We start from the raw sequence: 24,050 nt of genomic DNA on the forward strand, positions 1-24,050 counted from the left end.
CCTCGGACATCTCGCGATCATCAGCACCCGCGAGACTGACGCACCACCATGATCACCCGCAGCCGAACACCAAGATCCCCGACAGAGTCAAGCTAGGCGCGAGCCTGCCTGGGAGGACGGCCCGTTCGGCCGCCGCCTGCGGAGGAGCCCGCCCCCGCCCACTCTGTTCTCCCACCCGCAGCCGGTCGACGTCAGCGGCCCCCGGCTCCGCGTTCTACCACCGCGGCCGCTGACACCCCTCGCCGCTTTCCCCGATCACACCCGCTTGGTGCCTGACGCTCACCCGCTCGTCGCTTGCGTTCAGCAGCTCGTGCCCAATCCGCCAGCCTGCCCATGGAGAAGGGGAGGGAGTGGTGCGTTCAGTGACGCTCATGGCCCTCGTCCTTTCCCTGCTGGACTGCCTTGCCGGCCCGGGTGATGGCCGTCACTCCTCGGGTTCGTGCTGGTCGGCGGGCCGCGGCTGGCTGTCGGCGGCCAGCAGCAGCAGGCCGAGCCGCAGCGCGACGGCGGTGCACAGCGCGTCGGTGAAGTCGAGCTCGATCCCGTCGCGGGCGGCGTCGGTGACCAGCGCGAGCGCGGTGGCGGTGTCGTGGGCGAGGTCGGCGTGTCCGTCGCTCGGGGCGGTCAGCTTGAGGCCGAGCAGCTGCAGGTCGCTGAGCACGGTGTCGACCTGGTCCCGGGCGCCGGCCTTGACCAGGGTGGTGACCAGCTGGCCGACGGCCTGTTCGGGCAGCACCGCGTACGGCAGCACGGCGGCCAGCGGGCTGCCTGCTCCGGTGCCGGGCACCTCGGCGAGCCAGGCCAGCACCGTGCCCGCGGTCAGCACCGCCAGCAGGTCGGTGCCGCCGGCCTCGGCGTAGCCGGTGACGCGGTCGATCGCGCTCTTCACGGCCGCCGCCGGCAGCAGGGGGTCGGTGGGCCGGACAGCGTCCGGCAGTCCAGGCCGCCCGCCCCACCGGACGCTCACCTCGCCCTGCGGTGGCAGCAGCGGGCCGACGGTGCGCCGCAGCCGGGCCGCTACGGCCCAGATCGACTCAAGGGTGAGGGTGCCGTCCTCGGCGGCGCGGATAGCCACCCGGGTGCCCTCGCCGATGCCTGCGGCGCGTTGCAGCGCGGCGGGGATGATCAGGCGGCCGCGCTGCCCGATCACGGTCATGGTGGCCGTGGCCGTGTTCTGGTCCATGGCCGGATTCTAGGCCGCATAGGTCGGCTTGAGTGAGCATCATCCCGTTGTGCTCACCCTTCCGTGATTTGGCCCACGGATGGTATGGCGTCGGATAAGCTGCGATATCCGATGCGATAAACCAGAACAGAACGACCTTCGACCGAGCGGTCGGTCAGGTCAAGAGATGGGGACTGGAGATGCCAGACGAGCAGGGGGCGGCACCGCTCAAGGAAGCGGAGCGTGCCGAGGAGGACCAGCGCGACGAGGAGGTGCACTACACCCCGGTCGAGAACGGGGTGGACTACCTCGGCAGCGTGGTCGAGCACCTCACGGGTTTGGCCGTCAGCCGGAGGGACCTGAAGTACGCGGTGGTGCACCTGCAAGCCGCCGTCGAGTGCCTGCTCAAGTACCGCCTGGAGCAGGAGCACTGGAGTCTGGTCTTCAAGAGCCCCGGCGAGGCCAAGCGCAGTGAGCTGGAGGACGGCACCCTGACGAGCTGCACCGTCGAGCAGACCCTCACCCGGCTGACCGACATCGCCGGGGTCGCCATGACCGACGGGGAGAAGACCAAGCTCAAGCAGCTCGCCAAGCTCCGCAACCAGCTCCAGCACTACGGCCGACCCCATGACGTGAAGGTCAACCGGTATGTGATCGAGGCCAACGCCGTTCACGTGCTGGCCTTCCTCATCCACTTCGTGGACCGCGAACTCCTTTCCCGGCTTACCCCGACCGCCCGCATCCCGATCGCCAGGGAGCTGGACCTCATCCGCTTCGGGCTCGACTCGATCAAGGGCTATGCGAAGGCGCGGATGCAACGCCTGCGCCCCGAGCTGGAACCGCTCAAGCCCCGTACCCTCTGCTGCCCGAGCTGCGACCAGCTCGCCCTGGTCGTCGGGGAGAAGGATAAAGAGGAAATCCGCTGCCTTTACTGTCGCCAGTCGCTGGAGCCTGATGTGTGGGCCGCGTTCTACGCGTCCGAGGCGTTGGGCCGCGACGAATGGGACAGGGGTCGCGGCGGCGCCGAGCCGGTTGAGTGGTGTCCCAACTGCGAGGACCACTCCCTGGTCCGCGGTGCGATCACCGCCGCTGACCCCGACCACCCGGCTGACCTGTGCTTCAACTGTCGCGAGATCTTCTCGAACCTGGAGGAGTGCACTGTGTGCGGCGGGCAATTCCTCCCGGACGACGACGAGGCGGCCTGCGACAACTGCCTTTACGACATGATCAACGACGGGCGATGACCGACGAGAGCGGGGAGAGTCCTGCGATGACTGTCGATGCGATCGAGGTCGGGCCGGCGCTGGAGGGCGAGGTCCTGCCCGCCGGTGCCGGCCCGACCCTCGCGCTGCCGGGTCCAGGCCGGGCCGGACCCGGTCACCGCGGCAGTGCTGGAGGCGCTCGACCAGGTCGCCCAGCGACCTGAACGAGCCCCAGCTCGTCGCCGTGTCGGCCGCCAGCAACCGCAGCAAGGGCGACAAGGGACCGGAGGCCTGGCGCCCGCCGCTGCGCTCGTTCTGGTGCACGTACTCGCGGGCGTGGGTTATCTAGGCGCCGGACTCTGCGGTCGACCCGGCGGTTCCGGCTGAGCTGCAGCAGCAGGCTGCCTCCTCTGCACTGCCGGCGATTGTGGACGCCCAGGGCACGCCGAGCGTCTTCGCGGGCGGCCGGGTGCTCACTGCCGAGGACATCACGGGCACTCCCGAGGAGCAGCTCGAATATGTCACCGAGCGGCTGATCGAGATCGACGGTCTCGGGCGGCGGGCCGAGGATTCGTCGTGCTCAACAAGGGCGTCCTGCTGGAGACCGCGCAGCAGCGAGAGCTGCACGTGGTCGCTGGCCACTCGAACTTCGCTGTGTGGGCGTCCGGGGTCCTGGACGTGGACGAGAAGTACATCTTCGAGCTGATGCAGGACGCGGTTCGGGCGCGGGCGGTCGCCGAGCTGGGGCTCGAGCTCACCCAGTACCTGAGCCGCGCCTCGGCCCGCAAGGCGGTGGCCGCGGTCATCGCCTCGCATGACCTGAAGACGGCCCGCACCGTCGTCGAACTCGCCGTTGCCGAGGCCACTGAGCAGGGCAAGAAGCGCCCCACCGCATCCAGGTTGGTCGAGCTCGCCGCCGAGCTGACGACGCCATCCATCCCCGGGCAGAAGGCGGGGTCAGAAATTTCTGACCTCACTTCCCGCGAACAGGGGTCAGAAATTTCTGACCTCGGGAACGAGGAGCAGCCAGGTGTGGCCCAGTTGCGCGACCTGGGCCGCTCTGCGGCTGTCCTGCGAGAGCGGGTGTCCTCACTACTCGCCCCCCGCGCGTTGAAGTCCGCAGTAGAGGCCGACCCTGCTGCGGCTCATCGGCACCTCGAGGACCTCGACGTCGAGCTGCAGCGTCTAAGCAAGCGCCTGGCGGCCGCCAAGAAGACCGCTGCGGCGGCGGTGGCGGCAGCTCCGGTGGACGCGGAGATCGTCGGCTGACTCGACGGCGCTGAGTGCGAGTCCATCCGAAGCGCAAAAGGGCCCGCCCTTTCGACTGATGCCGAGGGAGCGGGCCCGCTGCGTGAGGTATGGCGGCGATCAGGCTACCGCGGCCGGAGTCGGAGCGGACCGGGGCATACCGGGCCAGATGGTGCCGCAGGTGCGGCACTCGTGGCCGAGCGGGCCGGGGCGCCGAGGGCGCGCATCTCGACCCGCATGTAGTGGGCGGTGTTGGTCAGGCGCCCGCAGTCGGGGCAGCGGCTGGGGGCGGCCAGGAGCTCGACGTCGCCCAGGCCGGTGATGTCGAGCAGGGTGACCGGTCGGGCGTCGGCCTCGTCGGGAGCGATGAACTCGAAGGTCCAGCCGCCGCCTTCGCCGTCCTCGTCCGCCGGTCGCTGGGTGAGAGTTCCCCACTCGTGGGTGAGGCGCGGGAGCTCACCGACGATCGGCCGGTAGCGCTCGAGGCGTTCGGTGCGCAGCAGGCGGTTGGCGGCGGCGGTCATGCTGCGGGTGTCGTGGTGGCCGAGGGCGAGGTAGGCATCGCCGTCCTCGTCGCAGCAGGCGATCGTCAGGCCGTAGCGGGTGGTGAAGCCGGTGGGGACGGTCGTGTCCGTCATGGCGGTGGTCCTCCTGGTGGTCAGTTGGCGTGCTGGCGGAGGTGCTTGGTGACCTCGGGGGTGACGAGGAGCTTGAGGTGCTTGGTGATGGTCTCGTCGCAGGCGGAGCCGGTGGCGGCGTAGCCGGTGCGGCCGGTGCAGTCGCTGGTCGGGTCCTTGGGGAGGCCGGTGCGCTGGTTGACCTGGTGGGTGCAGGGGGTGCCGTCGGCGTGGACGGGGGTGATGGGCATGGTCACGCGGGCCATCGGCTGGGTTCCTTCCCGGTGTTAGGCGGCGAGGGTGTGGGTGGGGGTGGTCTGGCGGCGGCCTCGGCGGCCGCGGCCTTTGTCGGCGTACATGGCCTGGTCGGCGGCGCGCAGGAGCGCTGACAGGCCGAGGCCGGTGACCGGTACGGGTGGCGGTGCCGATCGAGGAGCCGACGGCGAGGACCTGGCCGTCGTGCTCGACGGGCTGCTCGAGCAAGGCGCGGAGCTTGGCGATCCGCTCGGGCAGGTCGGCGGGGTCGGTGTCGAGGACGGCGGTGAACTCGTCGCCGCCGAGCCGGCCGCACGCGGCGTCGGGCCCGGCCCAGTCGGCGAGGCGGCGGCCGACGGCGGCCAGGACCGCGTCGCCGGCCTCGTGGCCGTAGGTGTCGTTGACCGTCTTGAAGTCGACCAGGTCCAGCATCAGCACCACCGGCCACTGGGCGGTGGGAGCAGCTGCTCGGCGGCGGTGGTGAAGGCGGCGCGGGTGGGCAAGCCGGTGAGCGGGTCGCGGCGCGCGGTCTCCAGGCGCCGGGCGAGGTCGTCGCGTTCGGCGAGCAGTGCCAGGGCGGCGGGCAGCAGGGCGGCGACGTCGCGGTGCAGGATCCAGGCGGCGTCGATCGCCGGGTCGGAGTCCGGGCCGGGGCCGAGCGCGTGCTGGTAGCGGGCGAGGCTGGCCTGGGTGCGGGCTATCGCCTCGGGCAGGTCGCTGGTGGCGGGCATGGCGGTGCTCCCCTCGATGGCGGGTGATCAGGGCTGCTTGGGCTGCAGGGCGATCAGGCGGCCGACGCGGACCTGGTGGTGGCCGGCCCAGCCGCGGTGCGGGTGGTCCGGGTCGACGGCGAGCACCGCGTGCTGCTCGGTGGCGAGCGTCCAGGTGGCCCAGGGCAGGTCGATCGCGTGCGGGCTGGAGGCGTTGATCCGGGTGGCGGTGGCGATGCGCAGCAGGAACAGCGCCATCCGCTGGCTGTAGGCGGCCGGGGATTCGCTCTTCGTGCGGGCCGGGGTGGAGGCGCTGGCGTAGTCGCCGAGCGGCCGGGTCGCGGTGCCGGCCGGGCCGTAGGGCCGCTGCTGGTGCAGGCCCCAGGCAGGGTCGAGCAGTTCGGCGTCGGGCGGGCAGTAGCCGATCACGGCCTCGCTGCCGCCGCCGGCGAGGGGCTGGGAGGTGTAGAGGAGGGCGTAGGCGCCCCAGTCGGGGCCGGCGCCGCCGCCGGTGCGGGACAGGGTGACCTGTCCCGCACCGGCGAGGTGGCCCGGCCCAGCGGTCGGGCGTCCGGCCATGGTCAGCCGGCGAGCGTGTCGGGGTGCGCGGCGTACCAGTCGCGCAGCACCGTCTGGGGGATGACGCCGCGGTCCGCGACCGGGCGCCCGTTCTGGTTGGCCCAGACGCGGATGATGTCGCGGGTGGCCTTGTCGGCGGGCTGCGCCAGCTCGGACCCGCCGGACGCGGCGGCCGGGTTGATCGGCGCCGCGGTGGTGGGCTTGCCGGCCTTGGCGTCGCGCAGGGCCTGCTCCGCTTTCGCCAGCTGCGCCTTGAGGGTGGCGACCTTGGCCTCGTAGGCGGCCACGGCCTGGTCGGCCTCGCGCTGTGCGGCGAGCTTCTCCAGCGCCTGGCGGGCCTGGTCAGCCAGGCGCTGGACCTTGGCCTGCGGGTGCTGGGCGGCCCAGGCGAGGAGCTCGTCCACGGCGGTGCCGAACGCCGAGCTCGCGTCGCCGGTCTCGGTGTGCGGGTGCTGGGCGGCGAGGGCCTGCAGCTCGTCCTCGGGCCGGGTTGGCGGTGTCGCTGGGCATCGGTCAGCCGATCGCGGTCGGCGCGACGAGTAAGCGCGTGTCCCAGGACGCCAGGGTGTAGAGGTGCAGGACCTCCAGGAGCAGCTCGTCGATCTCGCCGTCGCCCGTCGGGTCGTCCGGGTCGGACACGTAGACGGTCGGCGGGCTGGTCAGGCGCAGGTGGATGGCCAGGCGGCGGGCGGGGGCGTCGTCGGGGTCGACGTCGTCGCGCAGCTCCCAGATCTGGCCGGGCGCGGCCAGGATGAGCGGGTCTCCGTCGGTGGCCCAGTCGGCCTCGGCGGTGTATCAGCGTCGTCGCTGGAGATCGAGCAGATCAGCGGGGAAATCGGTGTCGGACACCGGCCCATCGTAGGTCGCACACCCGCGCGGTCGACGGCACGGCACCCCGGGGCGGGACGAGATGGCGCGATGATGCCGACCGAATCGGCCTACAGACCGGTCCGGGGCGGCTACCGTGGGAGCGCGGATGTCCGGCCGGACACGGCGACCGCAGCCCCGATTAGGCCCGGATCCAGCCGCCGGCCGCCGACGTCGGCGCAGGCCCGCGCCAGGTGCTCGGCGACCAGGTCCGCGAGTTCCGCCAGACGCCCGCGGATCTCGACCATCGCCCGCACCGGCAGCACCAGGGGGCTGTCCCATGCGTGGGACAGCCCCGGCCCGGCCTCCCGGCCGACGACTTCCTCGATCGCCTCGGCGGCCGCCGCCAAGTCCAGCAGCCGGTACGCCGTCGACCGTGAGACGCCGAGGTCCCCGGCTGCGTACGCGCCCCACGACGAGTAGCCCAGGGCGATCCAGACCCGGCCGCGGTGCGCGGCGCGTACGCGCTCGGCCAGCACCAGGACGGCGGTGCGCACCTGCTCCACCGACTCGCGCAGCGCGTTGCCGCGCCTCGGCCTCCCGACCGGGACGGCTGGCTCCTGGTGCCGCCGCTCGCTCATATCCCCCTGCTCGCCAGCAGCTGCCCGAACCCAGCGCCGGCCTGTGTCATGCCTGTAGGCCCTATGTCATCGACCGGCCCTGTCGCCAGGTAGGAGCAGCTCCCAGCCGAGACTGGGTCCAGGGCGTCGACCGGAGTGACTGGCAGCATGTCGGAATCGTGCTGGCCGACCCCGTAGGTGGCACGCTGAAGGGGGAAATCCCACCATCTGTGGAGGTGACGGGCCTCATGGGAATGTTGTGGCGGCTCTTCGCACCGAAACCGTTGAAGAAGGTACGAAGGTCCTTTCGTAAGGCCACACACCCCGTATGGGCACTCACGCCGAAGCCGATCAACCAGATCAAGTACGGCGCCTACCGGGTAGCGAACCCGGCGGAGGCGATCGAGCACGGTGCGAAAAACCGGATCGTCCGGGCAGTTCGCGGCACGGGTGGGAATACAGGCGGGTCACCGCGCGTGGCAGGGAATGGAGCGACATCAGCTCAGGTCCGCGCGTGGGCACGCCGCGTTGGCTACCCGGTTGCCGACAAGGGCCGTGTCCCGAGCCACATCATTGACGCATACAACCAGGCGCATTCAACACGTCAGCCCCCGCTCGCTGCGGGGACTCACCGCTATCCGGGCCGCGCGGGGTGACGACGAGATGAGAACCCAAAGCAGGATCGAGGCGTCATCATGACGATCCTGATCAGACGAAAAGGGCTTGCTCTAGCGGCGGCTGCGGCTGCCATCCTCGTGGCCGGCGGCTGTGGCAGCACCCATGCTGCCGCCCCGACCAGCAGCCCGCCGAGCGCAACGGCCCCGAGCCCCAGTCCGAGCAGCCCCTCGTCTCCCACACCAGCCCCGACGCCCACACCGACACCGACACCGAGCGTCCAACACTTCGGATCCGGCGGCTATGCCTACGACAACGGACTCAATGTCCAGGTGCCGACTCCCACCAGGTTCGCCCCTTCCGACACGGCAGCCGGAACCCATCCCGGCCAGACCGGGATTCTCGTCACAGTGACCATCACGAACCGGGCCAGTGAACAGATCGATCTCACATTGGCGCAGGTCAGGGTGACAGCCGGGTCGGCGGGGAACCAGGCCAATTCGATATTCGACAGTGCGCAGGACATCGGATCGGGGTTCTCGGGGTCGGTGTTGCCTGGGCATTCTCAGACGGCGAAGTTCGGGTTCTCCGTGGCGCCCTCGGATCTGAGCGATGTGGTTGTTCAGGTAAGCCCGGGGTTCAACTATGTGCCGGTGTCGTTCGAGGGGGCGGTGGGGTAGGCCCCGGAGAAGCCGCAGACGCCCATTTCACTGTTGGGCAGCGCGGTCGGCGGCAAAGCGGCCCGCTCGGCGGCGAAGACCGTCAGCGCGGCATCACCACCCCGTGCCCGCCCGGCGCAGCTTCGTCGGCGGTCAAGGCGTGCAGCTGATGTTCGGCCTGGCTTCCGGTGTCGGCGAACCCGGTGCTGCAGTGGGTGGGTCCGCCCTGCGGAGCGGTCTCGGGAGTGTTCGGTGTTCAGATCGCGCGGATGGCGGCCGAGCGGCGGCGCTGGCGCTTGGCGACCAGCGGGGCGTAGCCGCGCGGGCGCGAACCCCGTACGAGCGTGGCCGTGACCGAGCGCGGGTCAGTTCTCGCGGGCCGCCACGCGGCTCACGCAGTCGCCGACCGAGCCGACCACGGTCGACGTTCGGGTACGGGAAGGGGGGAGTTGGGCCCGGTGGCCCGGGCGCCCAATGGTGCCCGGGCCGCGAGGCTCACTTGACGGCGGCCTTGAGCTTGGAGCCGGCCGTGGCCTTGGCGCCGTAGCCGGCCGGGATCTCGATCGGCTCGCCGGTCTGCGGGTTGCGGGCCGTGCGGGCGGCGCGGTGAGTGCGCTCCAGCGTCAGGAAACCGGGGATCAGGAGCTTCTCGTCACCCTTCATGACGATCTCGCCGGCGATCTCGGCGAACGCCGAGAGGACCGCGTCGGCGTCCGTCTTCGCAACGTTGGCGCGGTCGGCGAGAGCTGTGACCAGTTCGGTGCGGTTCATCGTGCCCACTTTCGATCATGGAACTCGGGTTCTGCCGTATGGTGCCAGACGCTATGGACGTACCGGTGCAGGGCGGCGGTGCACCACTACGACGAGCGGCGGCTTCCGCTCGTCCGGGGCGCGGGCTACGGGATGACTTCCTGGCAGGCCCAGCTCTCGATCCCGGTGAACGATACGCAGGCCTTCCCCTTCTCTGGGCGGATGTTGCGCCACTCGGCCACCAGGTCCCTTCCGGCGTCGTGGGCCCGGACATCACCGTGGACGGACTTGCCTCCCCCCTCGTGCAGTACGCCCCACCGGTCGAGCTGCCCACTGCCATTGACCCAGCGGGCGACGACCCGGTCTGCCCAGGCCCCCTTCCCGTGGATCTCGATACACACGTCCGGGCGCGTGGTGTTGGTGGCGTAGAAGTTGTGGGTGCAGGCGTCAGAGGAGCGCTGCGCGGCGCCGGCGGGCGGGGCCATCGACACGGCGAGGAAGACAAGAGCGGCTGTCGTGGCGGAAGCCTTCACGATCACGTGCGGGTCGTCCCTTCGAAGTCCGCCGGAGTGGGTTGCCTCTGCCGAACGACGCCGATCGCGAAATGGTTTCTGTGCGCATCGCCCATTCGGGGTAGGCGCCATGAGTTACCGCCGATTCCTCGCCAGCAGGGGCTGTCCTACTGCGGGCTGTGGAGCCAGAGTCTGGATCTCATGGTCGGCGTCAACTCCCGCCGCACCACCAAGGAACTGGAGACGATGCGCTTGACCCTCGCGCTCTACGTACAGCGAGGCATCCCCGGCGCAGCCGAACTCGCCCAACGCGCCGCCTCGGTTGTCGCCCCGTGAGGCCTCCCAACCGCCCGCTTCAAGCGAATCCGTGACCGGTCCACACCAAGCGCGTGCCGGTTTGATAGTGGGGTTGACCGTCCGCCAGCGTGTACTCGGCATCCGCTCGACCACCTCGGCGTGCTCTACCAGACTGGTCGGCTGCCCTGCCGGCAGCCGGGAGCCCACGAGGTGAAGACCGAGGCCATCCGTCCGGGGCGGTGCGGCGAGGTCGGAGGTTTTGATCCCGCCCTTCCCGCGGTTCACCGGCGTTTGTGCCCTGGAGGCCCGGTGCGCGAGCCGCCGTTCTCCGCCTTCCCGAGAACGGCGGCCAGTTCGTCATCGGGCGAGTCACCGCGCGTTGCGTCGCACGAGAACCTTGAGCACTTCTCGGGCATCTCGGCGGCGGGCCTCGCTCCGTGCGGCGACGGCGGTCAGGGCCGTCGCAGTGACCGCAAGGGCGTACCAGGAGGTGGTGGCCGCGGCGATGAGGGCGGCGTTCTGCACAACGGCGGGCATCGTGGGTACTCCCAAGTGTGGTGGAAGAGGCGGTGCTTAGGAGAGGAACCGACCAGGTGCGGCACCGTGGACGCCCCGGGCGGCGACCAACCCCGCGACGCGCTGGAGCACCGCCATGCCCGTGAGCAGACCGCATCCTCGACACCCCGGCCACGACCTGGTGGTGACGGTCGACGGCAGGACGGTGGTCCGCGTCCCGAACCACGCCCGCGCCTTGCGGCGGGCCCGGTTGCCTTGCGAGCTGCGCGGCCAGCGGTCGCGGTGACCGGAGAGGACTTCGTCCCGCTCGAGCAACGTCGGCCGGGCCTGACTATCCGCACGTACCGCCTCGCCGCCGACGGCACCCGGTCCCACGACACCGGACCGATCGCCCTCGATCCCGACGACGTCCCGGCCCACGCCACCCACCCCGCAGCCGGCTGGCCAGCCTGCTCGTGCCCGATCCACGGAGGAAGCCGTGCTCACTCAGCTTGACGGGATCCTCGGCCGACGCGGCATGAGCTCGCCCATCGAGTGGTCGTGTCCCGGCGCGGCGCGCGGCCGCGGGGCCCGCCCGCCCACCGCGACCGGGAGATCGTCCGCAACCCCGACCTGACCGAGGACTGGGCCACCTCCGCCGTCCGCTCCCCGAACCTGCTCGCCGCCGTCCAGTCCTTGGGCCGGACGTCGCCGTGGAGAACACGTTCCTCGTCGTGAAGTGGCCAGACAGGTCCTTCGAGATCCCCTGGCACCAGGACGGCATCGACCACCGGCTGGAGCTGGATCCCGAGCGGTCGGTCTCGGCCTGGCTGGCCATCACCGACGCCACCGTGGCCAACGGGTGCCTCGAGGTAGCCCCGGACTTGCACTGCGCCGGCTACCTGCCGGTGGAGAAGGAACCGGAGACCGGCAGCGGGCGAGGCCGGGCCGACCAGGCCGTCGGCTTCACACCCGAGACCAGCATCCCCGTGCCGCTGCGCGCAGGCTGCGCCGTCCTCATGGACAGCCGCCTACTTCACCGCTCCGGCACCAACACCAGTAGCGGCGCCCGCATCGGGACGGAACAAGGACGAGGGCGCCACCACCAGGGCCTACCAGCACCGCTTCCCGGTGCGCATGCACAAGGTGCGCCAGTGGTACCCGAGCCAGGGCGCCCACAAGATCCTCTGGCGCGGTCCCTACATCAAGGGCCCTGCGGACGCCCCGCTGCGGGTCACCGAGAAGGCGTTCGCACTGACCCAGCCCTGACCGTGCGACGCCCCGGGCATGTACTTGGTGAACCCAGGATCAGAGGCTGCAGGAGACACGACCGCTGCCCGCAGGGCGCTGCGAGGGCTGCGGGACCAGGCGGCTCGCGAACGCGAGGCGGCCCGTGGCGGCGTCGTGACCCGCACCTGAGTGTCTGCCTCTTGCGGCGAGAGGGCGCACTCCCGTAGGAGTGCGCCCTCAGTGCTGGGCTGTGGTCATCCGGACGTCGGGGCCTGGATTGCTTCAGGGGTTCCGACAGCCAGAAGTACGTCTGGCCGATCCAGTCCAGGAGGTCGTGGGAGAACCCGGCCCCGTCCACCCGGAAGAGGATCTTCTGCCGTCTCCACCAGGGCAGTTGGGCGACCGCCCGGGTGAGGATGTCGATGTTCACGGCCGCGTCGTTGGCGCTGACACCGCCCTCGTGCAGCACCGCGGCCAGCTGTTCGCCGGTGTTGTCGCAGGTGGCGACGAACACGTGGTGCCCGAAGGTGCCCTTGTAGGTCCCGCGTGCGCCTTGCTTGTCGGAGGGTGCGTTGATCAGCGTCCCGTCGCTGTCGATCACCGTCCACCCGCGAAGCGGCACCCCGTCGATCTCCACCTCGGGGAAGCCCTCGGGCCGGTCCCGCAGCAGGGCGTAAACGTGGCGCCGGACCGTGGCCCGGGCCCGCTCGATCCGCCGCAGCGCGAGGCATCGGTTTCTCTCAGCGCCCGCCACACGGTGGGGAACGAGGCGGTGGGACCGAAGACCGGCCGCTGGTGCTCCAGCAGGCGGACGTCCCGGATGCAGACCGCGCCGAGCGTGATCGCCACCGCCAGATCGACCAGGACCTGGCCCCGGTCGTGCAGCGGGTGGAACCCGCGCCGCGCGAGCGCGCCCGAGAGCGCGGCGGTCAGACCGGTCCGCTCCGCCAACAGCCGCAGGTGCACCCCGCCGACATGTCCGACCTGGCCTCGCCCGTCTGCCGACACGGCCAAGCCCCGGCTCCACTCGCTATCGTGCACGTGAAAGGTGCCCCCACCTGCTCAAGATCCAAGCCTTTGACAAGCCGGATCATTCCAGTTCACGGGGCACCTTTACCATGCTGTGACAGACCGTCACCACGGGACGGCTGGTGCGTGTGACCGGAGCGCCACAAGCACATGCGCCACGCGGCGGGGAGCGGTGTGCTCCCCGCCGCGCGGCGGATCCGGTTGCTCAGTCCTCCGATCCGGCGGCGACCGTCTCGTAGGCGTATCCGTCCCGGCGAAGTGCCTGCACGAGGGCTTCGACTTCGACGGCGGTTCCGAGGGGTTCCCCGGCCTTCGCTGCCTTCAGCCTGCCGATCGCCTCGGCCGGGCTGTAGTCGAGGATCTCCCGCAGGTGGCGGGCCGCCGCGACGGTCCCGTCCCGGCCTTCCACGAGCCGGGGCCGGAATCCTCCGAACGTCGCCAGCAGTCCTTGCCTGACGTCCTCCGGCCCGGGCCCGTCGCCGTAGTCGTCACTGACCAGACCGCAGTTCTCGCACTGCCATTCGTCGAACCAGCCGAACTTCTCGTACACGATCTGCTGGCCCCGCGAGCCCGTCACGTCATGACCGCACTTGCTGCAGGTCAGCTGGTAGTCGAGTGCGCGGTAGATCATTTCCTCTTCCCGCTCCCGTTCCACCCACGGATGTTCATGTACCTCTGGACAATCTCATGGAACTTGTCCGTCTGGGCGAGGTGGGCGGCGTTCCGGGCCTCCGACGGCTTGGGGTGGTGCTTCCTGACGTAGGTCTGCGGCCGTTCGAACCAGCCTTGGTACAGCTCCTCGTGAATGATGGTCTCACGAAGATCGTTCCGGCTGGAGAACCGGTACTGAACTTGATTGGGTGATGTCGGAGCCGTTCGCCTGACAGCGACCGCTCGGCTCCGGTAGCCCTGGGCTATGAGGTACGCGCAGGGCGGTGGGTTGACCGACGCCGGGAGGGCCGCGCGGGAGCGGATCCGGCTGCAGGCCGTGGAACGCTTCGAGGGCGGGGAGAAGAACCGGGAGATTGCTGCCGCGTTGCGGGTCAGCGAGCGGTCGGTGGAGCGGTGGCGCCGGCAGTGGCGTGAGCATGGAGAGGCCGGGGTCCTGTCGAAGGGATCGCCCGGTCGTCCGAGGCTCAGCGAGAAGCAGATCGCCAGGCTGGAACGGGAGTTGGAGCGCGGTCCGCTTGTTCACGGCTGGTCGGATCAGCGGTGGACGCTGGCGAGGGTGAAGACGCTGATCGGCCGACTGTTCCACGTCTCCTACACCGTGGAGGGCACCTGGGCCCTGCTCAAGCGGCACGGCTGGTCCTGGCAGCAGCCGGCCCGCCGGGCCATCGAGCGCGACGATGCGGCGGTTGAGCTGTGGAAGAAGGACACGTGGCCGCGGGTAAAAGCACCGCGGCGGCCCGCGGGGCCTGGCTCGTTTTGAGGACGAAGCCGGGCAGTCGATGAGGCCGCCGCGTGCCAGGACCTGGGGCAGGCTCGGCTGCACCCCGGTCGTGCGGGTGCGCGGCCGGGGAGCCGGCCGGGTCTCCATGGCGGGGCTGAGCTGCTACAAGCCCGGTCAGCGGTCCCGGATGTTCTACAGCTTCCACGTCTACCGCGGCCGCAAGGGCGAGAAGAAGGGCCTGACCTGGCAGGATTACCGGGATCTGCTCATCCGCGCGCACATCCAGCTCCGCGGTCCGATCGTGCTCGTGTGGGACAACCTGCGTGCCCACCTGATGCCGCCGATGCAGGAGTTCATCCAGGCGAGCAAGGACTGGCTGACCGTCTTCCAACTCCCGTCGTACGCACCGGACCTGAACCCGCAAGAGGGCATCTGGTCGCTGGTCAAGCGCACCATCGGCAGCCTCGCCGCCGCCAACCTCGACCAACTCGCCCGAGCCGTCAAGCGCAGCCTCAAGCAGATCCAGTACCGCCCCCACCTCATCGACGGATGCCTCGCCACTACCGGCCTGATCACGGACGGCTGACCACCCTCAGACCGACATCACGAATTCAACTTCAGTACTGGTGCGACGAAGTCAACATCACCCCCGACGACTGAGCGGGCGGCGTGGAGCGGCCTGCTGGCAGCTGGCCGCGCCTGGGCCGAGGACGCCCCCCGCACCGCATGGACCCTGTTTTACGGCCCCGATGTCCTAGCTCAGACACCAGCCGCAGAGTAGGTCGCGGGTAGCCGGGGTGTCCCGTTTCCCGGTCCGAGGCGCCGACAACGGCCTGCGCACCATCGCCCGCGCCTGCCCCGACACCCTGGCCAGCGACCGGGACAAGGCCCTGGTGCTCACCGGCTTCCACGACGCCAGCCGGAGCCAGGACCCAGCCGGACTGCTCACCGGCGACGTCACCCTGCACCCCGCGGCCTGGTCGTCGCCGTCCTCACAGGCAAGACCAAGCACAGCGTGCGCAACGCCACCGTCCTGATCCTCTGGCTGATCGCCGGACCATTCGATCTCCCCACGTCGTCGGTGACCCGGGTGCCCTGCCGCCCCAGCCGGGCCCGGGCGGCACCCACAACGACGTTGCGGTCGACAGCAGACCGGGTGGCTGGGCGCGGCGTGCTCCGCTACCGCACCCTGGCCAGCGCCCGGATGCGCTGGACCCATCCTTCGCTGCCGCCTGGACTGCGCCGCCGGATCCGCCGTCAGGGCCGTGGCCGGCCCCGCCGTCGGCCCGTTGCCGCACAGGCCGGACCGTGGGCGGTCCGGCCTGTCCAGTTGCCCCCGGAGACAGTGGGTCGATGCCGGTAGCCGGCTGGGCCGCCGCCGAGCCGCACCGCCCAAGGCTGGCCGCACCCGGCTGCGCGCGGTCGGCTGACCCCACTGGGCCTGTCAGCGCCCGGTACTACGGTGACTGCGATAGCCAGACCGTAGGGCGATTGGGGGATCGTGCAGCCAGCAGCGGAGTTCGTCTACCTGATTACTGCCGCAGGCAGCCGGACCGCGAAGATCGGCCGCAGCACCGATCCGGAAGGCCGACTGGCAGCACTTCAAGCGGGATCTCCGGTCCGGCTGCTACTCGTCGCGACCTATCCACGAGGGCCGCGCCTGGAGCGGTATCTCCACAAGGAGTTCAGCAGGAACCGCATCCACGGGGAGTGGGTCGACTCCGGCGACCAGGACCCCGTAGTTGAAGTCACGGCGGCAGTCGAAGCGTACGAACCCGGGCCAGGGCATGAAGATCGGGCAGGCTGGTACCGGGACGCAGGGCCCCCGCTCCACACACTGGCTCTCACCGGCGGCGAATGGGCCACGATCGACTGGATCCGCGAGCACGGTGGAGCACAGACTCCGATCCGGGTTGCCCCCGACGCAGTGGCACCTGACATCCTCGCCAGCACAACGACCGTCAAGGTCGCCCTCGCCCGCCTGGCCGGGCTCAACATTCTCCTGAAGACGAGCCCACGGAGCGGCACCTACCAGCTCAACCCCCGCCGGTTCTGGGAGGGCGGCAACGCTGCACACTCCGCTGCGTGCCGGCAGGTGAACGCGCCGCCCATCGTCCCGGATGAGAAGGCCCGCACGCCTTGTCTGAGGCTCTGGCCGGCTCGGATCGGGTCTGGCCTTGGGCTGGGACCAGGACACAGGTGACAGCGGATTGGGCGCCCCCGCTTCGCCGATGCCTGCCTGAACCGGCAAGCCCGGTCCCGAGCTGGCCGCTGCCGACTGAAGCCGAGTGCGTGGTCGCAGCCCGCTGAAAGTATCTCTGCGCAGAACTTCCTGGGTCCGCGGAGGCTGTCACGGCACGCTGACCGGATCGCCCACCTCGGTCAGCTCCTCACCTCGGCCGGACGCGCCTTCAACCCGCGGTGGCCCGGCTGTCCGGTGGGCCACCACGCGTTACCCCCACGGGTAACGCGTTTGTCCTGGGGCGGGCACAGAAATCCCGGACTCGGTGAAAAGCCGGGGAGTAGCGTCTACAGCAGCCCGCCCAGGGGCCAGAGGCGCTCGGCGAGGCGGCCGCGCAGCTGGCCGTCGGCGGTGTCGGTGTCGGTGAGCCAGTCGGCGGCGACCAGCAAGTCGATGTGCTCGCCGAGCTGGTCGACCGGGAGAGCGCAGAACGCGGCGGCCGCCTGAAGCGGGATCCCGCCGTCCTGGCGGTGGCCGAGGCGGCCGTCGGGGTGGATGTGGGCGGCGGTGTACAGGGCGAGGAGCCGGGTGGCGGCGCGCTGCTTCTTGCGGAGCTTGCGGTCGCCGACGGTCTTCTGGGCCCAGCCGGAGAGTTTCGGGCGGGTGGACTTGCCGAAGGTGAACGGGTACGGATCACGGGGCAGCAGCGAGGGCACGGTGACCAGGGTGGGGCTCTCCGGCCGGGAGGCCAGGGCCTCGGTGACGGTGCCGGGCAGGCGCAGCCAGTTTGCGGCGACCAGTTGGTCCAGGACGCGTTCGGTGTCGTCTGCGAGCCAGCCGGTGAGGTCCTGGCCGGTGACGTTCCCGGTGCCGGTGCGCGCGGTGCGCAGGGTGAGCATGAGGACGGCGAGGTGGACCTGCGGGTCGTGGTGCGGGGCGTGGGCGGCGACGTAATCCAGCACGGTGCGGGCGCAGGCGGCCTGCTGACGGGTCAGCAACCTTTCCACCACGACCTCGCGCTGGCCGTCGGTGCCGTCGGGCACGTAGGCGGTGCGGTTGCGGTGGGTCTCGTGTGCGGTCTGCGCCGCCTGCCGGGCCCGCTGCGCCTCCAGGCGCAGGTTGGCGTCGCCGGTGACGTCGGCCCACAGGTCGAACGCGCGGGCCTTGCGTTTCTGGAGCTCGGCGAGCAGAGCGTGGTCGGGTTCGGGGCGCTTCTGGTGGGCGCGGAAGGCGTCGCCGAGTTCGATGAGCTCTGCGCGTAGGGAGTCGGGCTGCAGGTTGGACGGCACGATCCGCTGTGCGATCTTCCCCCACCGCTTCGGGCTCCGCGGCGTTCCGGCCGATGCAGCGGTGCGGGCACCGGGCACGGCCGGTGCGGCGGTGGGGGAATGCGGCTCGGTCGTGGGGGAGGGGATGCGGTCGGAGAACGCCGCCGTCACGCCCTGCGCCGCGACCGTGCCGCCCGCACGCTCTTCCTGCGCAGTCGGCTTCCCGCCTACTTGGTCTGCCGCGGCGGGCGCGGGCCGGGCCGTGGGCACGGCGCTGGCCAGCACCCGGCAGCCCGGGGTGGCGGCCGCGCAGCGCGCGCATGTCTCCGCCAGCCGCCACAGCCGTCCCGCCCGGTCCGCGTACACCGCCAGAACCACCGGGCCGCCGCACCGCACCGCCCCCGTTACCGCCGCCAGCCGCGTCCCGCCATGCCGTCCGGTGCTCGCATCCGGGTCGGCGACGTGCCACGCGCAGGCGCCGGCCAAACAGGCGCAGTACGCGTGACCTCGCGGCCCCCCGCCCGTACGGACGCGGGCGACGTGCAGCTTGACGTGCTCCACCGCCGCCCTGCGCCCCTCGGCCGTGCTGGGGAAGCGCTGATCGGCGCAGGCCGCTCCGGAGCAGGACAGCCGGACGGTGCCGGCCGTAGGGCGGCCGTGCGGGTCCAGGCGCACCGTGAACACCCGTCCCACGACGCGTTCCTGCTGCGTGCCGGTCTCGGCCTGCGTTACCACCTGCGACTCCCCGCGCTGCGTCAGGCCCGGTGATCCGGGCCGGTCCCATCATCGTGGATCCGGCACATCGCCCGGGTCAGTCGGCGACACGCCGCGCCACCCTGGCCTGCGCACTTTCGAGTAACGAGGCGGTTCCCCGTGCACGACCATGAACTCCCCGGCCACACCTCCGGCGATCCGGGCAGGCCGGACGGCATCGGGGATGCCGGCGCTTTCCACCGGATCGGAGAGAAGATTGAGCAGGTGGCGGCCTGGTACACCGAGCAGATCCACGCCGAGCGCCGGCGCCCCGCGCCCGACCCCGACCGCGTCGAGCGGCTGCTGGCCGAGCGCGCCGCCTGCACCAAGGCGCTGCGCGACCTGCCGGAAGCGAGCAGCCGGGAGCTGGAGCGGCTCGAGGCCGACTACGACGCCAAGCTCAGCGAGATCACCGGCGAGTAGGAGCGCGGCGCCGGGAGCGCCACGGGCGGGGCGAAGGCGAGGAGGCCGGGCTGGAGCGAGGGCGGCAGCAACGGCCAGGCGAGGCGGGTGATCGCGTCGACCTCCCGCCGGTACTGCGGCAACGCCGCGCGCAGCTCGCGTTGGCGGGCGAGGAACTGGCGGGCCTCCTGCTCGCCGTAGGGCCGCACCTGCCCCGCCCGGGTAGCGAGTGCGGCACCGGCCAGACCACTCCACCGGCCGTCGACGCCGAGCGCGTTGCGGAAGACGGCGGTGCCGTCGCGCCGCACCACGCTGAGGTGGTCGACTAGGCGCTGCTCCTCGACGGCCTGGACGCACTCCAGCACGGCGGCCAGGCACCGGTTGTGCCCGCTCGCGGTGGTGAACCGGCCCGGGCGGGTGCCGCCCCGGCTGACCTCGGCGTAGCGCAGGGCGGTGCCCTGGCGGCTGTCGGCCGCGCGGACGTCCAGCACCAGCAACTCGATGCGGTACCCGGCCCGGCGCCAGGCGGCGGCGTCGTCGAGGAAGGCGCTCGCACTGCCGGGGGCGATCTCGATCACGGCATCCGCGCGCCGCTCCCGCACCAACTTCTCGGCCCGGGCCTGCCAGGCCTTGTAGTCGGTGCGGATCCGGGCGGAGGCGGTGCGCGGGTGCTCGCGCAGCAGCCGGAAGTAGTCCGGGTGGGCCGCCTTGAACATCCCGCCGGAGATCCACACCGGACGCCGATCGCGCAGCGCCCGGCGCACCATCATCGTCGCCTGGGTCTTGCCCGCGCCGGGCGCCCCCATCACGTACACGACGACGGGCCGCTCCTGCGCCACGATCTCCCCGAGGTCCGGGACGATCAGGTTCTGGAAGGTCCACTCGTGTTCGTCGGCAGACAGCCGGTGGTAGTCGACGCCGGGCGGCTCGGCGATCGGCTGGGCGGTGCGCCGCACCGGCTCGGCCAGCGCCGCGCACCGCTCCGCGTCCCGTGTTACGGCCAGCACCTGGTCGGCGGGCAGCCGGGTTTCCGCCCGCACCAAGGCGCGCTCGGCACCCGCCAGGGACCGGCGAAAGGACGCGGTCTCCGCCGCGTCCCACCACCTGGCCCGCTCGGCCTCCACCGCCCGAGCCGCGCCGGGCGGCCGCGCCCACGTTCCGTCGACGAGCTCGTTGCGGTACAGGGATTCCAGGCCGCGCCGGACCACCGTGATCCGGTCGACCAGGTGCTCTTGCTCCAGCACCTCCAGGGTGCGGGCCAGCTGGCGGGCGCACTCGTCGTGGTTGGCCCACGACACGTACCGCCCGGCCCCGTCGCCGTCGCCGAGGTAGCGCTCCAGCATGCCCAGCTGACTCCACGCCAGGGCGCACGCCACGGCGACCACCTCGATCCGGTGCCCGGCCGCCCGGTACGCCTGCGCCTGGGCACGGGCCTCGCCGGGGTCGGCGAGGGCGGTCTCCACGAGCGCGTCCAGACGGCGGGCACGCACGTGTTCCTCCACGGCAGCCTGCCAGCGGCGGGTTTCAGGCCGGACGAGGACACCAGCGGTGCGCACGTCCTGCGCGAGCAGCGCCTCATAGTGCCGGTGCGTCGCCTTGTAGAGGTCGGCGCCGACACGCACCGCGCCGCCGCGCTGACCGAGGACCGGCATCAACAGGTCGCCGAGGGTGGTCTTCCCGCTGCCGGGCGGACCTGCCACGAGCAGCGCCACCGGCTTCTCCCGCGGCACCGCACCACCGGCCCAGGCCGGAAGGATCACCCCGCTCAGGACCCGGCTGATCTCGGCGTCCGACAAGGCCGCCGGGGCGCCCTCCCATTGCTCCACCACTGCTCCGATCCACCCCAAATAGTTGATAGATGAGCCGGTAAGGAGTAGCAACTATCCGCGCTCTGGGGGAAGCATATCGAATACCCTTGGGGCCAAGCAGACCTAGGTATCGGGAGGATGGATGATCCACATCAAGCTGGGTCCTCGGGCCGCGGCGAAAGCGGACGATCCCCTCGGGCGCAGCCACATCGGCTGGGAACCGGGGATGAGCGACGAGCAGACCTACGAGGCCGGCCGCGGCGCATGGGTTCTTGGGGCCAGGGCCGACCGCGAGCGCTTCCTGCTGCTCGCCGCCGACGGCGTTGTCCGCCAGGCGGTCAAGATCGACCGGCTCGTCCAGGTCACCGGCAGCCGCCGGGCCATCGAGGGCACCGTCCTGTCCGCTGGCCACCCCATCCACGACGCCTACGTCGGCCAGCCCTCCCCGGTCTCGGCCACCGTGCGCAACCCCGTCACCTACATCGACTCCGCCCACGACGTGAAGGCCTGCGCCTGCGGGTGCGGGGAGACCACCACTACCGGCTGGTTCGTCCCCGGCCACGACCAGAAGGCTCTCCACGAACGCGTCGCCCGGATCGGCACCGTTTATGAGTTCATCCAGTGGTTCGACCGCACCCACCCGGGCGACCCATCCCAGTGACGAACCCCGCTTCGGAAGCCGGTCCGCCTGCCTCGGCCTCGGCCGACTCCGTGCTGCTACCCGGGGGAATCGGTCGACCGCGGTCGGTGTTCAATGGCTCGGTCACCGCACGCTGAGCTGGGAGGACACCACCGTGGGACGCAAGAAGCCGGGCAAGCCGCGCCGGGAGCGGGTCGCCGCCCAGTACACCCTCCAGCAGCTCCAGCCGCCCGGCTACGACCGGTGGATGACACCGGCCCCCGGCCTCAACCCCGAGCAGGCCGCCGCCGACCCCACCCTCTCCGCGCAAGCCCTCGACCTGATGCACCGCCTGGCCCGGCTGCGCCCCGTCTACGGGCCGAAGATCCCGGTGCAGGCCGCGTGGCTGGACATGGCCATCGACGGCGGCGCCCTGCGGCTGCGCCACACGGACGGCAGCGTCGGGAACCTGCCCGCCGGCGAACTCGCGGCCATGCTCGGCGGCGCGGCCGGGGTGGTGGACGTGCGCAACGCGGTCCACGAGCTCCACGCCAACGGCATGCTGCTGGTCGAGCCGAACGGCGAGGACGACACCGTGCTGCGCGTGGTCGTCGGCAAGCCCACCAAGCCCGGCGACCCGTGGCTGTTCGGCGGCGACATCCCCAGCGACCTCGTCCCCAAGACGTGCATCCCCGGCGACCCGCAGACCCTGGGCGCCGAGAAGTTCGCCGCGCTCGCCTACCTGCGCGCCCACCTGGCCGAGGGCACCACCGGCACCGCCGAGGAGTACGCCGGCTTCAAGGGTGTCGGCTCCGTCGAGCGCGCCCAGGAACTCTTCGACGCCGTCGCCGACCTGGTCGACGTCCGCGGCTGCCCGACCTGCCCCACCGCTCACCTGTGCACCCGTGAGACGCAGCCAGCCTGACGCCGGGCCCCCGCAGGGACGCGGTTCGGCCGCTACCAGCCGTCCATCGCCCCCAAGTCGCCGAAGATCTAGCAGCGCTTTGGCCTCCTTTGCCCGCCGGGGCTGCGAGACTGGAGATCATGACCGACCGCCGCAGCCTCTCGCTGCCCGCCTTCTCCGACCCTGCCGCCAACGCGCCCCTTCCCGCCCAGTCCGGTGGGCGCCGGCTGCTGCCGGTCGAGCAGGGCGCCGACTTCCGCCAGCCCCCCGGCGAAACCGTTGCCGTACCCGCCCCGCCCGCCCGCCGCCGCCTCTCGCCCGGCGGCCTGACCTTCTCCGACCCGGACCGGCAGATCTGACCGGCCCCGGCCGTCCCGCCGCAGGCCTCTGACCTGCGGCGGTTTCATAAACCGGGCCCAAAAGTAGAAGACCCCGGCCACCTGCGTGGTACCCGGGCGCTGAACCGGGCAAGGCAGGCGCCCAGCGCGCGGTCGCCGACCGCGCGTTCCTGCGACGTCGTGGCGCGGCGGGCGCATCCCTCGCTGACCGCGTGTTCACCGGGCGGCGGCGCTGCGGGCCGGAGATCTTGTAGTGGTTCCAGTGCCAGCCCCGGCCGCGCCGACTGACCAGCAGGCGGAGGCCTTCGGGGCGCTGCGCCCCGCCGAGTGCACCGATCCGACGGTTCGCTTCGGCGAGTCGGACCGCCTGGACGACCTGGACCTGACGTTCGGTGAGGGCTGGCTGCCGGCTTCCTGGGACGACCCGCAGGCTAACGGCGTCCACCAGTTGCTCCACCACGGACAATCGGTCGGCTGGACCGCACCGCTCCCGGACGGCCCCTGGGGAGTGGCCGGGCACATTGCCGCCGAGCACCGACCGGTCCGGCCGATTCCGCACCCATCGCTCCACCGGTGTCAGGCCGGTGCGGCTGGTGCTGTCTTCGAAAGGGAGCGCCCCTCGGATAACTCCTTCGTGTGAATCCCGAATCCCGGCCGCATGCCGAAACGATTCGGCTGGACAGGTCCTTCGAGGCCGTTCCTACTCTGCCTCGCCTGCCGCACAGCGACGCTTGGCACCAGGCCACCGCCGAGCCGCACGAGGACTACCGAAGGGAAATCACATGCGGAGCATGCGTGTCCGTACGTCGTTGGGGTTTGCCAGTGGGGCCGTGGTCCTTGCCACGGTGCTGGCCGGTGCCGCGCCTGCTGAGGCCGTGCCGGCGCAGCACCGGGACAAGATCGCGTGCCCGCGTGGGTTCGTGTGTATCTACCCGGAGATCGACTTTGTGGGGCAGCCGTACGTCAAGCGGGCCGTCGACGGGAGTGTTCGGCATCTGCCGGACTACATCCGTGGGGCGGGAAGCTCGGTGATCAACAACTCGGGCCGGACGGCGCGGGTCTATCAGAAGGACAACTACTTCGGCCGGCACGTGTGTGTGGGAAGTGACGGTGGCTCGATCCATGACCTGCGCTCGTACCAGCTCAACGACGTCACGCACTCGTTGAAGATCAACGACACGCCCTGCGGTGCCTAGTACTCCAGCCGTAGATCGTGATCTTGCTGGTGGGCGTCGAGCCGGCCGGTCGATGCTGGTGCTGGTCGATCGATCACGTCGTGGTGCGGGCCGCGGTGTAGACGGCCGTCAGACGTGGGTCATCGACTGTGCCGCCGTGCTCGTTTTCGATGAGCTCGGCGAGCCGGGTCAGGAACTGCTCGCGGGCGGGTGGGGCGAGCTCGGCGATGTTCGGAAATGTCGACCACAGCTCACGAGCGGTGTGCGCGGTCAGTGTCTGGTGCCATTCGATGACCTCGACGGCGACGTCGGCGAACCAGCCGCCAGCGGTCATCTGGTGCCGCCAACGGTCGCTGTCGAGTGCGTTCGATCGGCTCTGTAGGTAGCCGGGTTCAGCTGGCAGCAGGTCGCGGTACACGTC

General features: G+C 71.2%; 32 protein-coding genes and 3 pseudogenes. 17 read left to right on the plus strand and 18 right to left on the minus strand.

Translation table 11 applies throughout. The features are described from left to right. Window positions 1-424: 424 nt before the first annotated feature. Window positions 425-1,183 carry an AbrB/MazE/SpoVT family DNA-binding domain-containing protein gene (locus tag ACZ3TI_RS39245; protein WP_465735126.1) on the minus strand — a complete coding sequence of 253 codons (759 nt, stop codon included), beginning with the start codon at window positions 1,181-1,183 and terminating at the stop codon, window positions 425-427. A 179-nt stretch (window positions 1,184-1,362) separates the two neighbouring features. Here ACZ3TI_RS39245 and ACZ3TI_RS39250 point away from each other — a divergent pair, with 179 nt between their 5' ends. Both ACZ3TI_RS39250 and ACZ3TI_RS39255 read left to right on the plus strand, forming a co-directional pair. Continuing rightward, on the plus strand, window positions 1,363-2,406 hold the full coding sequence (locus tag ACZ3TI_RS39250) for a hypothetical protein (protein ID WP_465735128.1): 1,044 nt from the start codon (window positions 1,363-1,365) through the stop codon (window positions 2,404-2,406). 534 nt (window positions 2,407-2,940) lie between these two features. Beyond that, entirely contained in the window at window positions 2,941-3,633 is a 693-nt protein-coding gene (locus tag ACZ3TI_RS39255; protein ID WP_465735130.1) for a hypothetical protein, read from the plus strand. Between the two features lie 104 nt (window positions 3,634-3,737). Here ACZ3TI_RS39255 and ACZ3TI_RS39260 read toward each other — a convergent pair whose 3' ends face one another. The 8 genes and pseudogenes from ACZ3TI_RS39260 to ACZ3TI_RS39295 form a co-directional block, all read right to left on the minus strand. After that, a complete protein-coding gene (locus ACZ3TI_RS39260; RefSeq protein WP_465735184.1) occupies window positions 3,738-4,250 on the minus strand; it encodes a hypothetical protein in 513 nt (170 codons plus the stop codon). Between the two features lie 20 nt (window positions 4,251-4,270). Next, the gene (locus ACZ3TI_RS39265; RefSeq protein WP_465735186.1) at window positions 4,271-4,495 is read right to left on the minus strand and encodes a hypothetical protein; all 225 of its coding nucleotides are present in this window, start codon (window positions 4,493-4,495) and stop codon (window positions 4,271-4,273) included. 196 nt (window positions 4,496-4,691) lie between these two features. Continuing rightward, window positions 4,692-4,916 (minus strand): annotated as a pseudogene (locus tag ACZ3TI_RS39270) (GGDEF domain-containing protein); the annotation flags it as partial. Further along, a complete protein-coding gene (locus tag ACZ3TI_RS39275; RefSeq protein WP_465735132.1) occupies window positions 4,916-5,215 on the minus strand; it encodes a hypothetical protein in 300 nt (99 codons plus the stop codon). The pseudogene ACZ3TI_RS39270 and the gene ACZ3TI_RS39275, both read right to left, overlap by 1 nt. Before the next feature lie 27 nt (window positions 5,216-5,242). Further along, on the minus strand, window positions 5,243-5,773 hold the full coding sequence (locus ACZ3TI_RS39280; protein WP_465735134.1) for a hypothetical protein: 531 nt from the start codon (window positions 5,771-5,773) through the stop codon (window positions 5,243-5,245). Between the two features lie 2 nt (window positions 5,774-5,775). Continuing rightward, window positions 5,776-6,177, minus strand: coding sequence for an Lsr2 family DNA-binding protein (locus tag ACZ3TI_RS39285; protein WP_465735136.1), 402 nt, complete (start codon window positions 6,175-6,177; stop codon window positions 5,776-5,778). Window positions 6,178-6,286: 109 nt separating this feature from the next. Further along, window positions 6,287-6,412: a hypothetical protein gene (locus ACZ3TI_RS39290; protein WP_465735138.1), complete on the minus strand. Its 126-nt coding sequence runs from the start codon at window positions 6,410-6,412 to the stop codon at window positions 6,287-6,289. 320 nt (window positions 6,413-6,732) lie between these two features. Continuing rightward, on the minus strand, window positions 6,733-7,221 hold the full coding sequence (locus ACZ3TI_RS39295) for a hypothetical protein (protein WP_465735140.1): 489 nt from the start codon (window positions 7,219-7,221) through the stop codon (window positions 6,733-6,735). 233 nt (window positions 7,222-7,454) lie between these two features. On the opposite strand from ACZ3TI_RS39295, the gene ACZ3TI_RS39300 reads away from it, so the two are divergent. Together ACZ3TI_RS39300 and ACZ3TI_RS39305 are read left to right on the plus strand one after the other, a co-directional pair. Beyond that, window positions 7,455-7,856: an Lsr2 family DNA-binding protein gene (locus ACZ3TI_RS39300; protein WP_465735180.1), complete on the plus strand. Its 402-nt coding sequence runs from the start codon at window positions 7,455-7,457 to the stop codon at window positions 7,854-7,856. A 39-nt stretch (window positions 7,857-7,895) separates the two neighbouring features. Continuing rightward, entirely contained in the window at window positions 7,896-8,495 is a 600-nt protein-coding gene (locus ACZ3TI_RS39305; protein ID WP_465735142.1) for a hypothetical protein, read from the plus strand. A gap of 474 nt (window positions 8,496-8,969) precedes the next feature. Here ACZ3TI_RS39305 and ACZ3TI_RS39310 read toward each other — a convergent pair whose 3' ends face one another. Further along, complete coding sequence (locus tag ACZ3TI_RS39310) at window positions 8,970-9,245, minus strand: HU family DNA-binding protein (protein WP_465735144.1); 276 nt, start codon at window positions 9,243-9,245, stop codon at window positions 8,970-8,972. Window positions 9,246-9,370: 125 nt separating this feature from the next. Next, entirely contained in the window at window positions 9,371-9,763 is a 393-nt protein-coding gene (locus ACZ3TI_RS39315) for a hypothetical protein (protein WP_465735146.1), read from the minus strand. 174 nt (window positions 9,764-9,937) lie between these two features. Here ACZ3TI_RS39315 and ACZ3TI_RS39320 point away from each other — a divergent pair, with 174 nt between their 5' ends. Next, window positions 9,938-10,072, plus strand: coding sequence for a hypothetical protein (locus ACZ3TI_RS39320; protein ID WP_465735148.1), 135 nt, complete (start codon window positions 9,938-9,940; stop codon window positions 10,070-10,072). A gap of 330 nt (window positions 10,073-10,402) precedes the next feature. On the opposite strand, the gene ACZ3TI_RS39325 is transcribed toward ACZ3TI_RS39320, so the two are convergent. Further along, entirely contained in the window at window positions 10,403-10,570 is a 168-nt protein-coding gene (locus ACZ3TI_RS39325; protein ID WP_465735150.1) for a hypothetical protein, read from the minus strand. Window positions 10,571-10,685: 115 nt separating this feature from the next. On the opposite strand from ACZ3TI_RS39325, the gene ACZ3TI_RS39330 reads away from it, so the two are divergent. The 4 genes and pseudogenes from ACZ3TI_RS39330 (at window position 10,686) to ACZ3TI_RS39345 (ending at window position 11,797) form a co-directional block, all read left to right on the plus strand. Beyond that, the gene (locus ACZ3TI_RS39330; RefSeq protein WP_465735152.1) at window positions 10,686-10,835 is read left to right on the plus strand and encodes a hypothetical protein; all 150 of its coding nucleotides are present in this window, start codon (window positions 10,686-10,688) and stop codon (window positions 10,833-10,835) included. 254 nt (window positions 10,836-11,089) lie between these two features. Beyond that, window positions 11,090-11,266 carry a hypothetical protein gene (locus ACZ3TI_RS39335; protein ID WP_465735154.1) on the plus strand — a complete coding sequence of 59 codons (177 nt, stop codon included), beginning with the start codon at window positions 11,090-11,092 and terminating at the stop codon, window positions 11,264-11,266. Beyond that, window positions 11,263-11,544, plus strand: a pseudogene (locus tag ACZ3TI_RS39340) (phytanoyl-CoA dioxygenase family protein); the annotation flags it as partial. The gene ACZ3TI_RS39335 and the pseudogene ACZ3TI_RS39340, both read left to right, overlap by 4 nt. 115 nt (window positions 11,545-11,659) lie before the next feature. Next, window positions 11,660-11,797, plus strand: a complete 138-nt coding sequence (locus ACZ3TI_RS39345) for a hypothetical protein (RefSeq protein WP_465735188.1) — start codon at window positions 11,660-11,662, stop codon at window positions 11,795-11,797. A gap of 558 nt (window positions 11,798-12,355) precedes the next feature. Here the strand turns inward: ACZ3TI_RS39345 and ACZ3TI_RS39350 are convergent. From ACZ3TI_RS39350 to ACZ3TI_RS39360, 3 genes are all read right to left on the minus strand, one after another. Next, the gene (locus ACZ3TI_RS39350; protein WP_465735156.1) at window positions 12,356-12,772 is read right to left on the minus strand and encodes a hypothetical protein; all 417 of its coding nucleotides are present in this window, start codon (window positions 12,770-12,772) and stop codon (window positions 12,356-12,358) included. A gap of 220 nt (window positions 12,773-12,992) precedes the next feature. Next, window positions 12,993-13,418 (minus strand): hypothetical protein, encoded by a 426-nt coding sequence (locus ACZ3TI_RS39355; protein ID WP_465735158.1) that lies wholly within the window; start codon window positions 13,416-13,418, stop codon window positions 12,993-12,995. Beyond that, window positions 13,415-13,813: a hypothetical protein gene (locus tag ACZ3TI_RS39360; protein WP_465735182.1), complete on the minus strand. Its 399-nt coding sequence runs from the start codon at window positions 13,811-13,813 to the stop codon at window positions 13,415-13,417. Before ACZ3TI_RS39360 ends, ACZ3TI_RS39355 begins: the two co-directional genes overlap by 4 nt. Between ACZ3TI_RS39360 and ACZ3TI_RS39365 the strand changes: the two genes are divergently transcribed. The 3 genes from ACZ3TI_RS39365 (at window position 13,704) to ACZ3TI_RS39375 (ending at window position 16,383) form a co-directional block, all read left to right on the plus strand. Continuing rightward, a protein-coding gene (locus ACZ3TI_RS39365) for an IS630 family transposase (RefSeq protein WP_465735160.1) occupies window positions 13,704-14,766 on the plus strand; the annotation gives its coding sequence in 2 pieces (ribosomal slippage) (window positions 13,704-14,207 and window positions 14,209-14,766; 1,062 coding nt in all). The genes ACZ3TI_RS39360 and ACZ3TI_RS39365 overlap by 110 nt on opposite strands. A gap of 211 nt (window positions 14,767-14,977) precedes the next feature. Then, window positions 14,978-15,217, plus strand: a complete 240-nt coding sequence (locus ACZ3TI_RS39370) for a hypothetical protein (protein ID WP_465735162.1) — start codon at window positions 14,978-14,980, stop codon at window positions 15,215-15,217. Window positions 15,218-15,681: 464 nt separating this feature from the next. Then, the gene (locus tag ACZ3TI_RS39375; RefSeq protein ID WP_465735164.1) at window positions 15,682-16,383 is read left to right on the plus strand and encodes a GIY-YIG nuclease family protein; all 702 of its coding nucleotides are present in this window, start codon (window positions 15,682-15,684) and stop codon (window positions 16,381-16,383) included. Between the two features lie 326 nt (window positions 16,384-16,709). On the opposite strand, the gene ACZ3TI_RS39380 is transcribed toward ACZ3TI_RS39375, so the two are convergent. Continuing rightward, on the minus strand, window positions 16,710-18,365 hold the full coding sequence (locus ACZ3TI_RS39380) for a hypothetical protein (RefSeq protein WP_465735166.1): 1,656 nt from the start codon (window positions 18,363-18,365) through the stop codon (window positions 16,710-16,712). A 138-nt stretch (window positions 18,366-18,503) separates the two neighbouring features. On the opposite strand from ACZ3TI_RS39380, the gene ACZ3TI_RS39385 reads away from it, so the two are divergent. After that, complete coding sequence (locus ACZ3TI_RS39385) at window positions 18,504-18,806, plus strand: hypothetical protein (RefSeq protein ID WP_465735168.1); 303 nt, start codon at window positions 18,504-18,506, stop codon at window positions 18,804-18,806. Here ACZ3TI_RS39385 and ACZ3TI_RS39390 read toward each other — a convergent pair. Further along, window positions 18,770-20,614: a zeta toxin family protein gene (locus tag ACZ3TI_RS39390; RefSeq protein WP_465735170.1), complete on the minus strand. Its 1,845-nt coding sequence runs from the start codon at window positions 20,612-20,614 to the stop codon at window positions 18,770-18,772. The two genes, ACZ3TI_RS39385 and ACZ3TI_RS39390, sit on opposite strands and share 37 nt — an antisense overlap. A gap of 205 nt (window positions 20,615-20,819) precedes the next feature. Between ACZ3TI_RS39390 and ACZ3TI_RS39395 the strand changes: the two genes are divergently transcribed. The 4 genes from ACZ3TI_RS39395 (at window position 20,820) to ACZ3TI_RS39410 (ending at window position 23,650) form a co-directional block, all read left to right on the plus strand. Next, complete coding sequence (locus ACZ3TI_RS39395) at window positions 20,820-21,254, plus strand: hypothetical protein (protein ID WP_465735172.1); 435 nt, start codon at window positions 20,820-20,822, stop codon at window positions 21,252-21,254. Between the two features lie 133 nt (window positions 21,255-21,387). Then, window positions 21,388-22,137: a hypothetical protein gene (locus ACZ3TI_RS39400; RefSeq protein ID WP_465735174.1), complete on the plus strand. Its 750-nt coding sequence runs from the start codon at window positions 21,388-21,390 to the stop codon at window positions 22,135-22,137. A 119-nt stretch (window positions 22,138-22,256) separates the two neighbouring features. Next, window positions 22,257-22,475 carry a hypothetical protein gene (locus ACZ3TI_RS39405; RefSeq protein ID WP_465735176.1) on the plus strand — a complete coding sequence of 73 codons (219 nt, stop codon included), beginning with the start codon at window positions 22,257-22,259 and terminating at the stop codon, window positions 22,473-22,475. Window positions 22,476-23,245: 770 nt separating this feature from the next. Continuing rightward, window positions 23,246-23,650, plus strand: coding sequence for a peptidase inhibitor family I36 protein (locus ACZ3TI_RS39410; RefSeq protein ID WP_465735178.1), 405 nt, complete (start codon window positions 23,246-23,248; stop codon window positions 23,648-23,650). 73 nt (window positions 23,651-23,723) lie between these two features. On the opposite strand, the pseudogene ACZ3TI_RS39415 reads toward ACZ3TI_RS39410, so the two are convergent. Next, window positions 23,724-24,050: pseudogene (locus tag ACZ3TI_RS39415) on the minus strand (hypothetical protein); the annotation flags it as partial.

The sequence above is a fragment of the Kitasatospora sp. NPDC023120 genome, from assembly GCF_055560835.1.

Bases quoted from the DNA above. Each gene is read 5' to 3' on its own strand.
- ACZ3TI_RS39245 (WP_465735126.1), bottom strand. From the start codon at position 1,183: ATGGACCAGAACACGGCCACGGCCACCATGACCGTGATCGGGCAGCGC.
- ACZ3TI_RS39250 (WP_465735128.1), top strand. From the start codon at position 1,363: ATGCCAGACGAGCAGGGGGCGGCACCGCTCAAGGAAGCGGAGCGTGCC.
- ACZ3TI_RS39260 (WP_465735184.1), bottom strand. From the start codon at position 4,250: ATGACGGACACGACCGTCCCCACCGGCTTCACCACCCGCTACGGCCTG.
- ACZ3TI_RS39265 (WP_465735186.1), bottom strand. From the start codon at position 4,495: ATGGCCCGCGTGACCATGCCCATCACCCCCGTCCACGCCGACGGCACC.
- ACZ3TI_RS39275 (WP_465735132.1), bottom strand. From the start codon at position 5,215: ATGCCCGCCACCAGCGACCTGCCCGAGGCGATAGCCCGCACCCAGGCC.
- ACZ3TI_RS39280 (WP_465735134.1), bottom strand. From the start codon at position 5,773: ATGGCCGGACGCCCGACCGCTGGGCCGGGCCACCTCGCCGGTGCGGGA.
- ACZ3TI_RS39295 (WP_465735140.1), bottom strand. From the start codon at position 7,221: ATGAGCGAGCGGCGGCACCAGGAGCCAGCCGTCCCGGTCGGGAGGCCG.
- ACZ3TI_RS39300 (WP_465735180.1), top strand. From the start codon at position 7,455: ATGTTGTGGCGGCTCTTCGCACCGAAACCGTTGAAGAAGGTACGAAGG.
- ACZ3TI_RS39305 (WP_465735142.1), top strand. From the start codon at position 7,896: ATGACGATCCTGATCAGACGAAAAGGGCTTGCTCTAGCGGCGGCTGCG.
- ACZ3TI_RS39310 (WP_465735144.1), bottom strand. From the start codon at position 9,245: ATGAACCGCACCGAACTGGTCACAGCTCTCGCCGACCGCGCCAACGTT.
- ACZ3TI_RS39320 (WP_465735148.1), top strand. From the start codon at position 9,938: ATGGTCGGCGTCAACTCCCGCCGCACCACCAAGGAACTGGAGACGATG.
- ACZ3TI_RS39325 (WP_465735150.1), bottom strand. From the start codon at position 10,570: ATGCCCGCCGTTGTGCAGAACGCCGCCCTCATCGCCGCGGCCACCACC.
- ACZ3TI_RS39330 (WP_465735152.1), top strand. From the start codon at position 10,686: ATGCCCGTGAGCAGACCGCATCCTCGACACCCCGGCCACGACCTGGTG.
- ACZ3TI_RS39355 (WP_465735158.1), bottom strand. From the start codon at position 13,418: ATGATCTACCGCGCACTCGACTACCAGCTGACCTGCAGCAAGTGCGGT.
- ACZ3TI_RS39395 (WP_465735172.1), top strand. From the start codon at position 20,820: ATGAGCGACGAGCAGACCTACGAGGCCGGCCGCGGCGCATGGGTTCTT.
- ACZ3TI_RS39405 (WP_465735176.1), top strand. From the start codon at position 22,257: ATGACCGACCGCCGCAGCCTCTCGCTGCCCGCCTTCTCCGACCCTGCC.
- ACZ3TI_RS39410 (WP_465735178.1), top strand. From the start codon at position 23,246: ATGCGTGTCCGTACGTCGTTGGGGTTTGCCAGTGGGGCCGTGGTCCTT.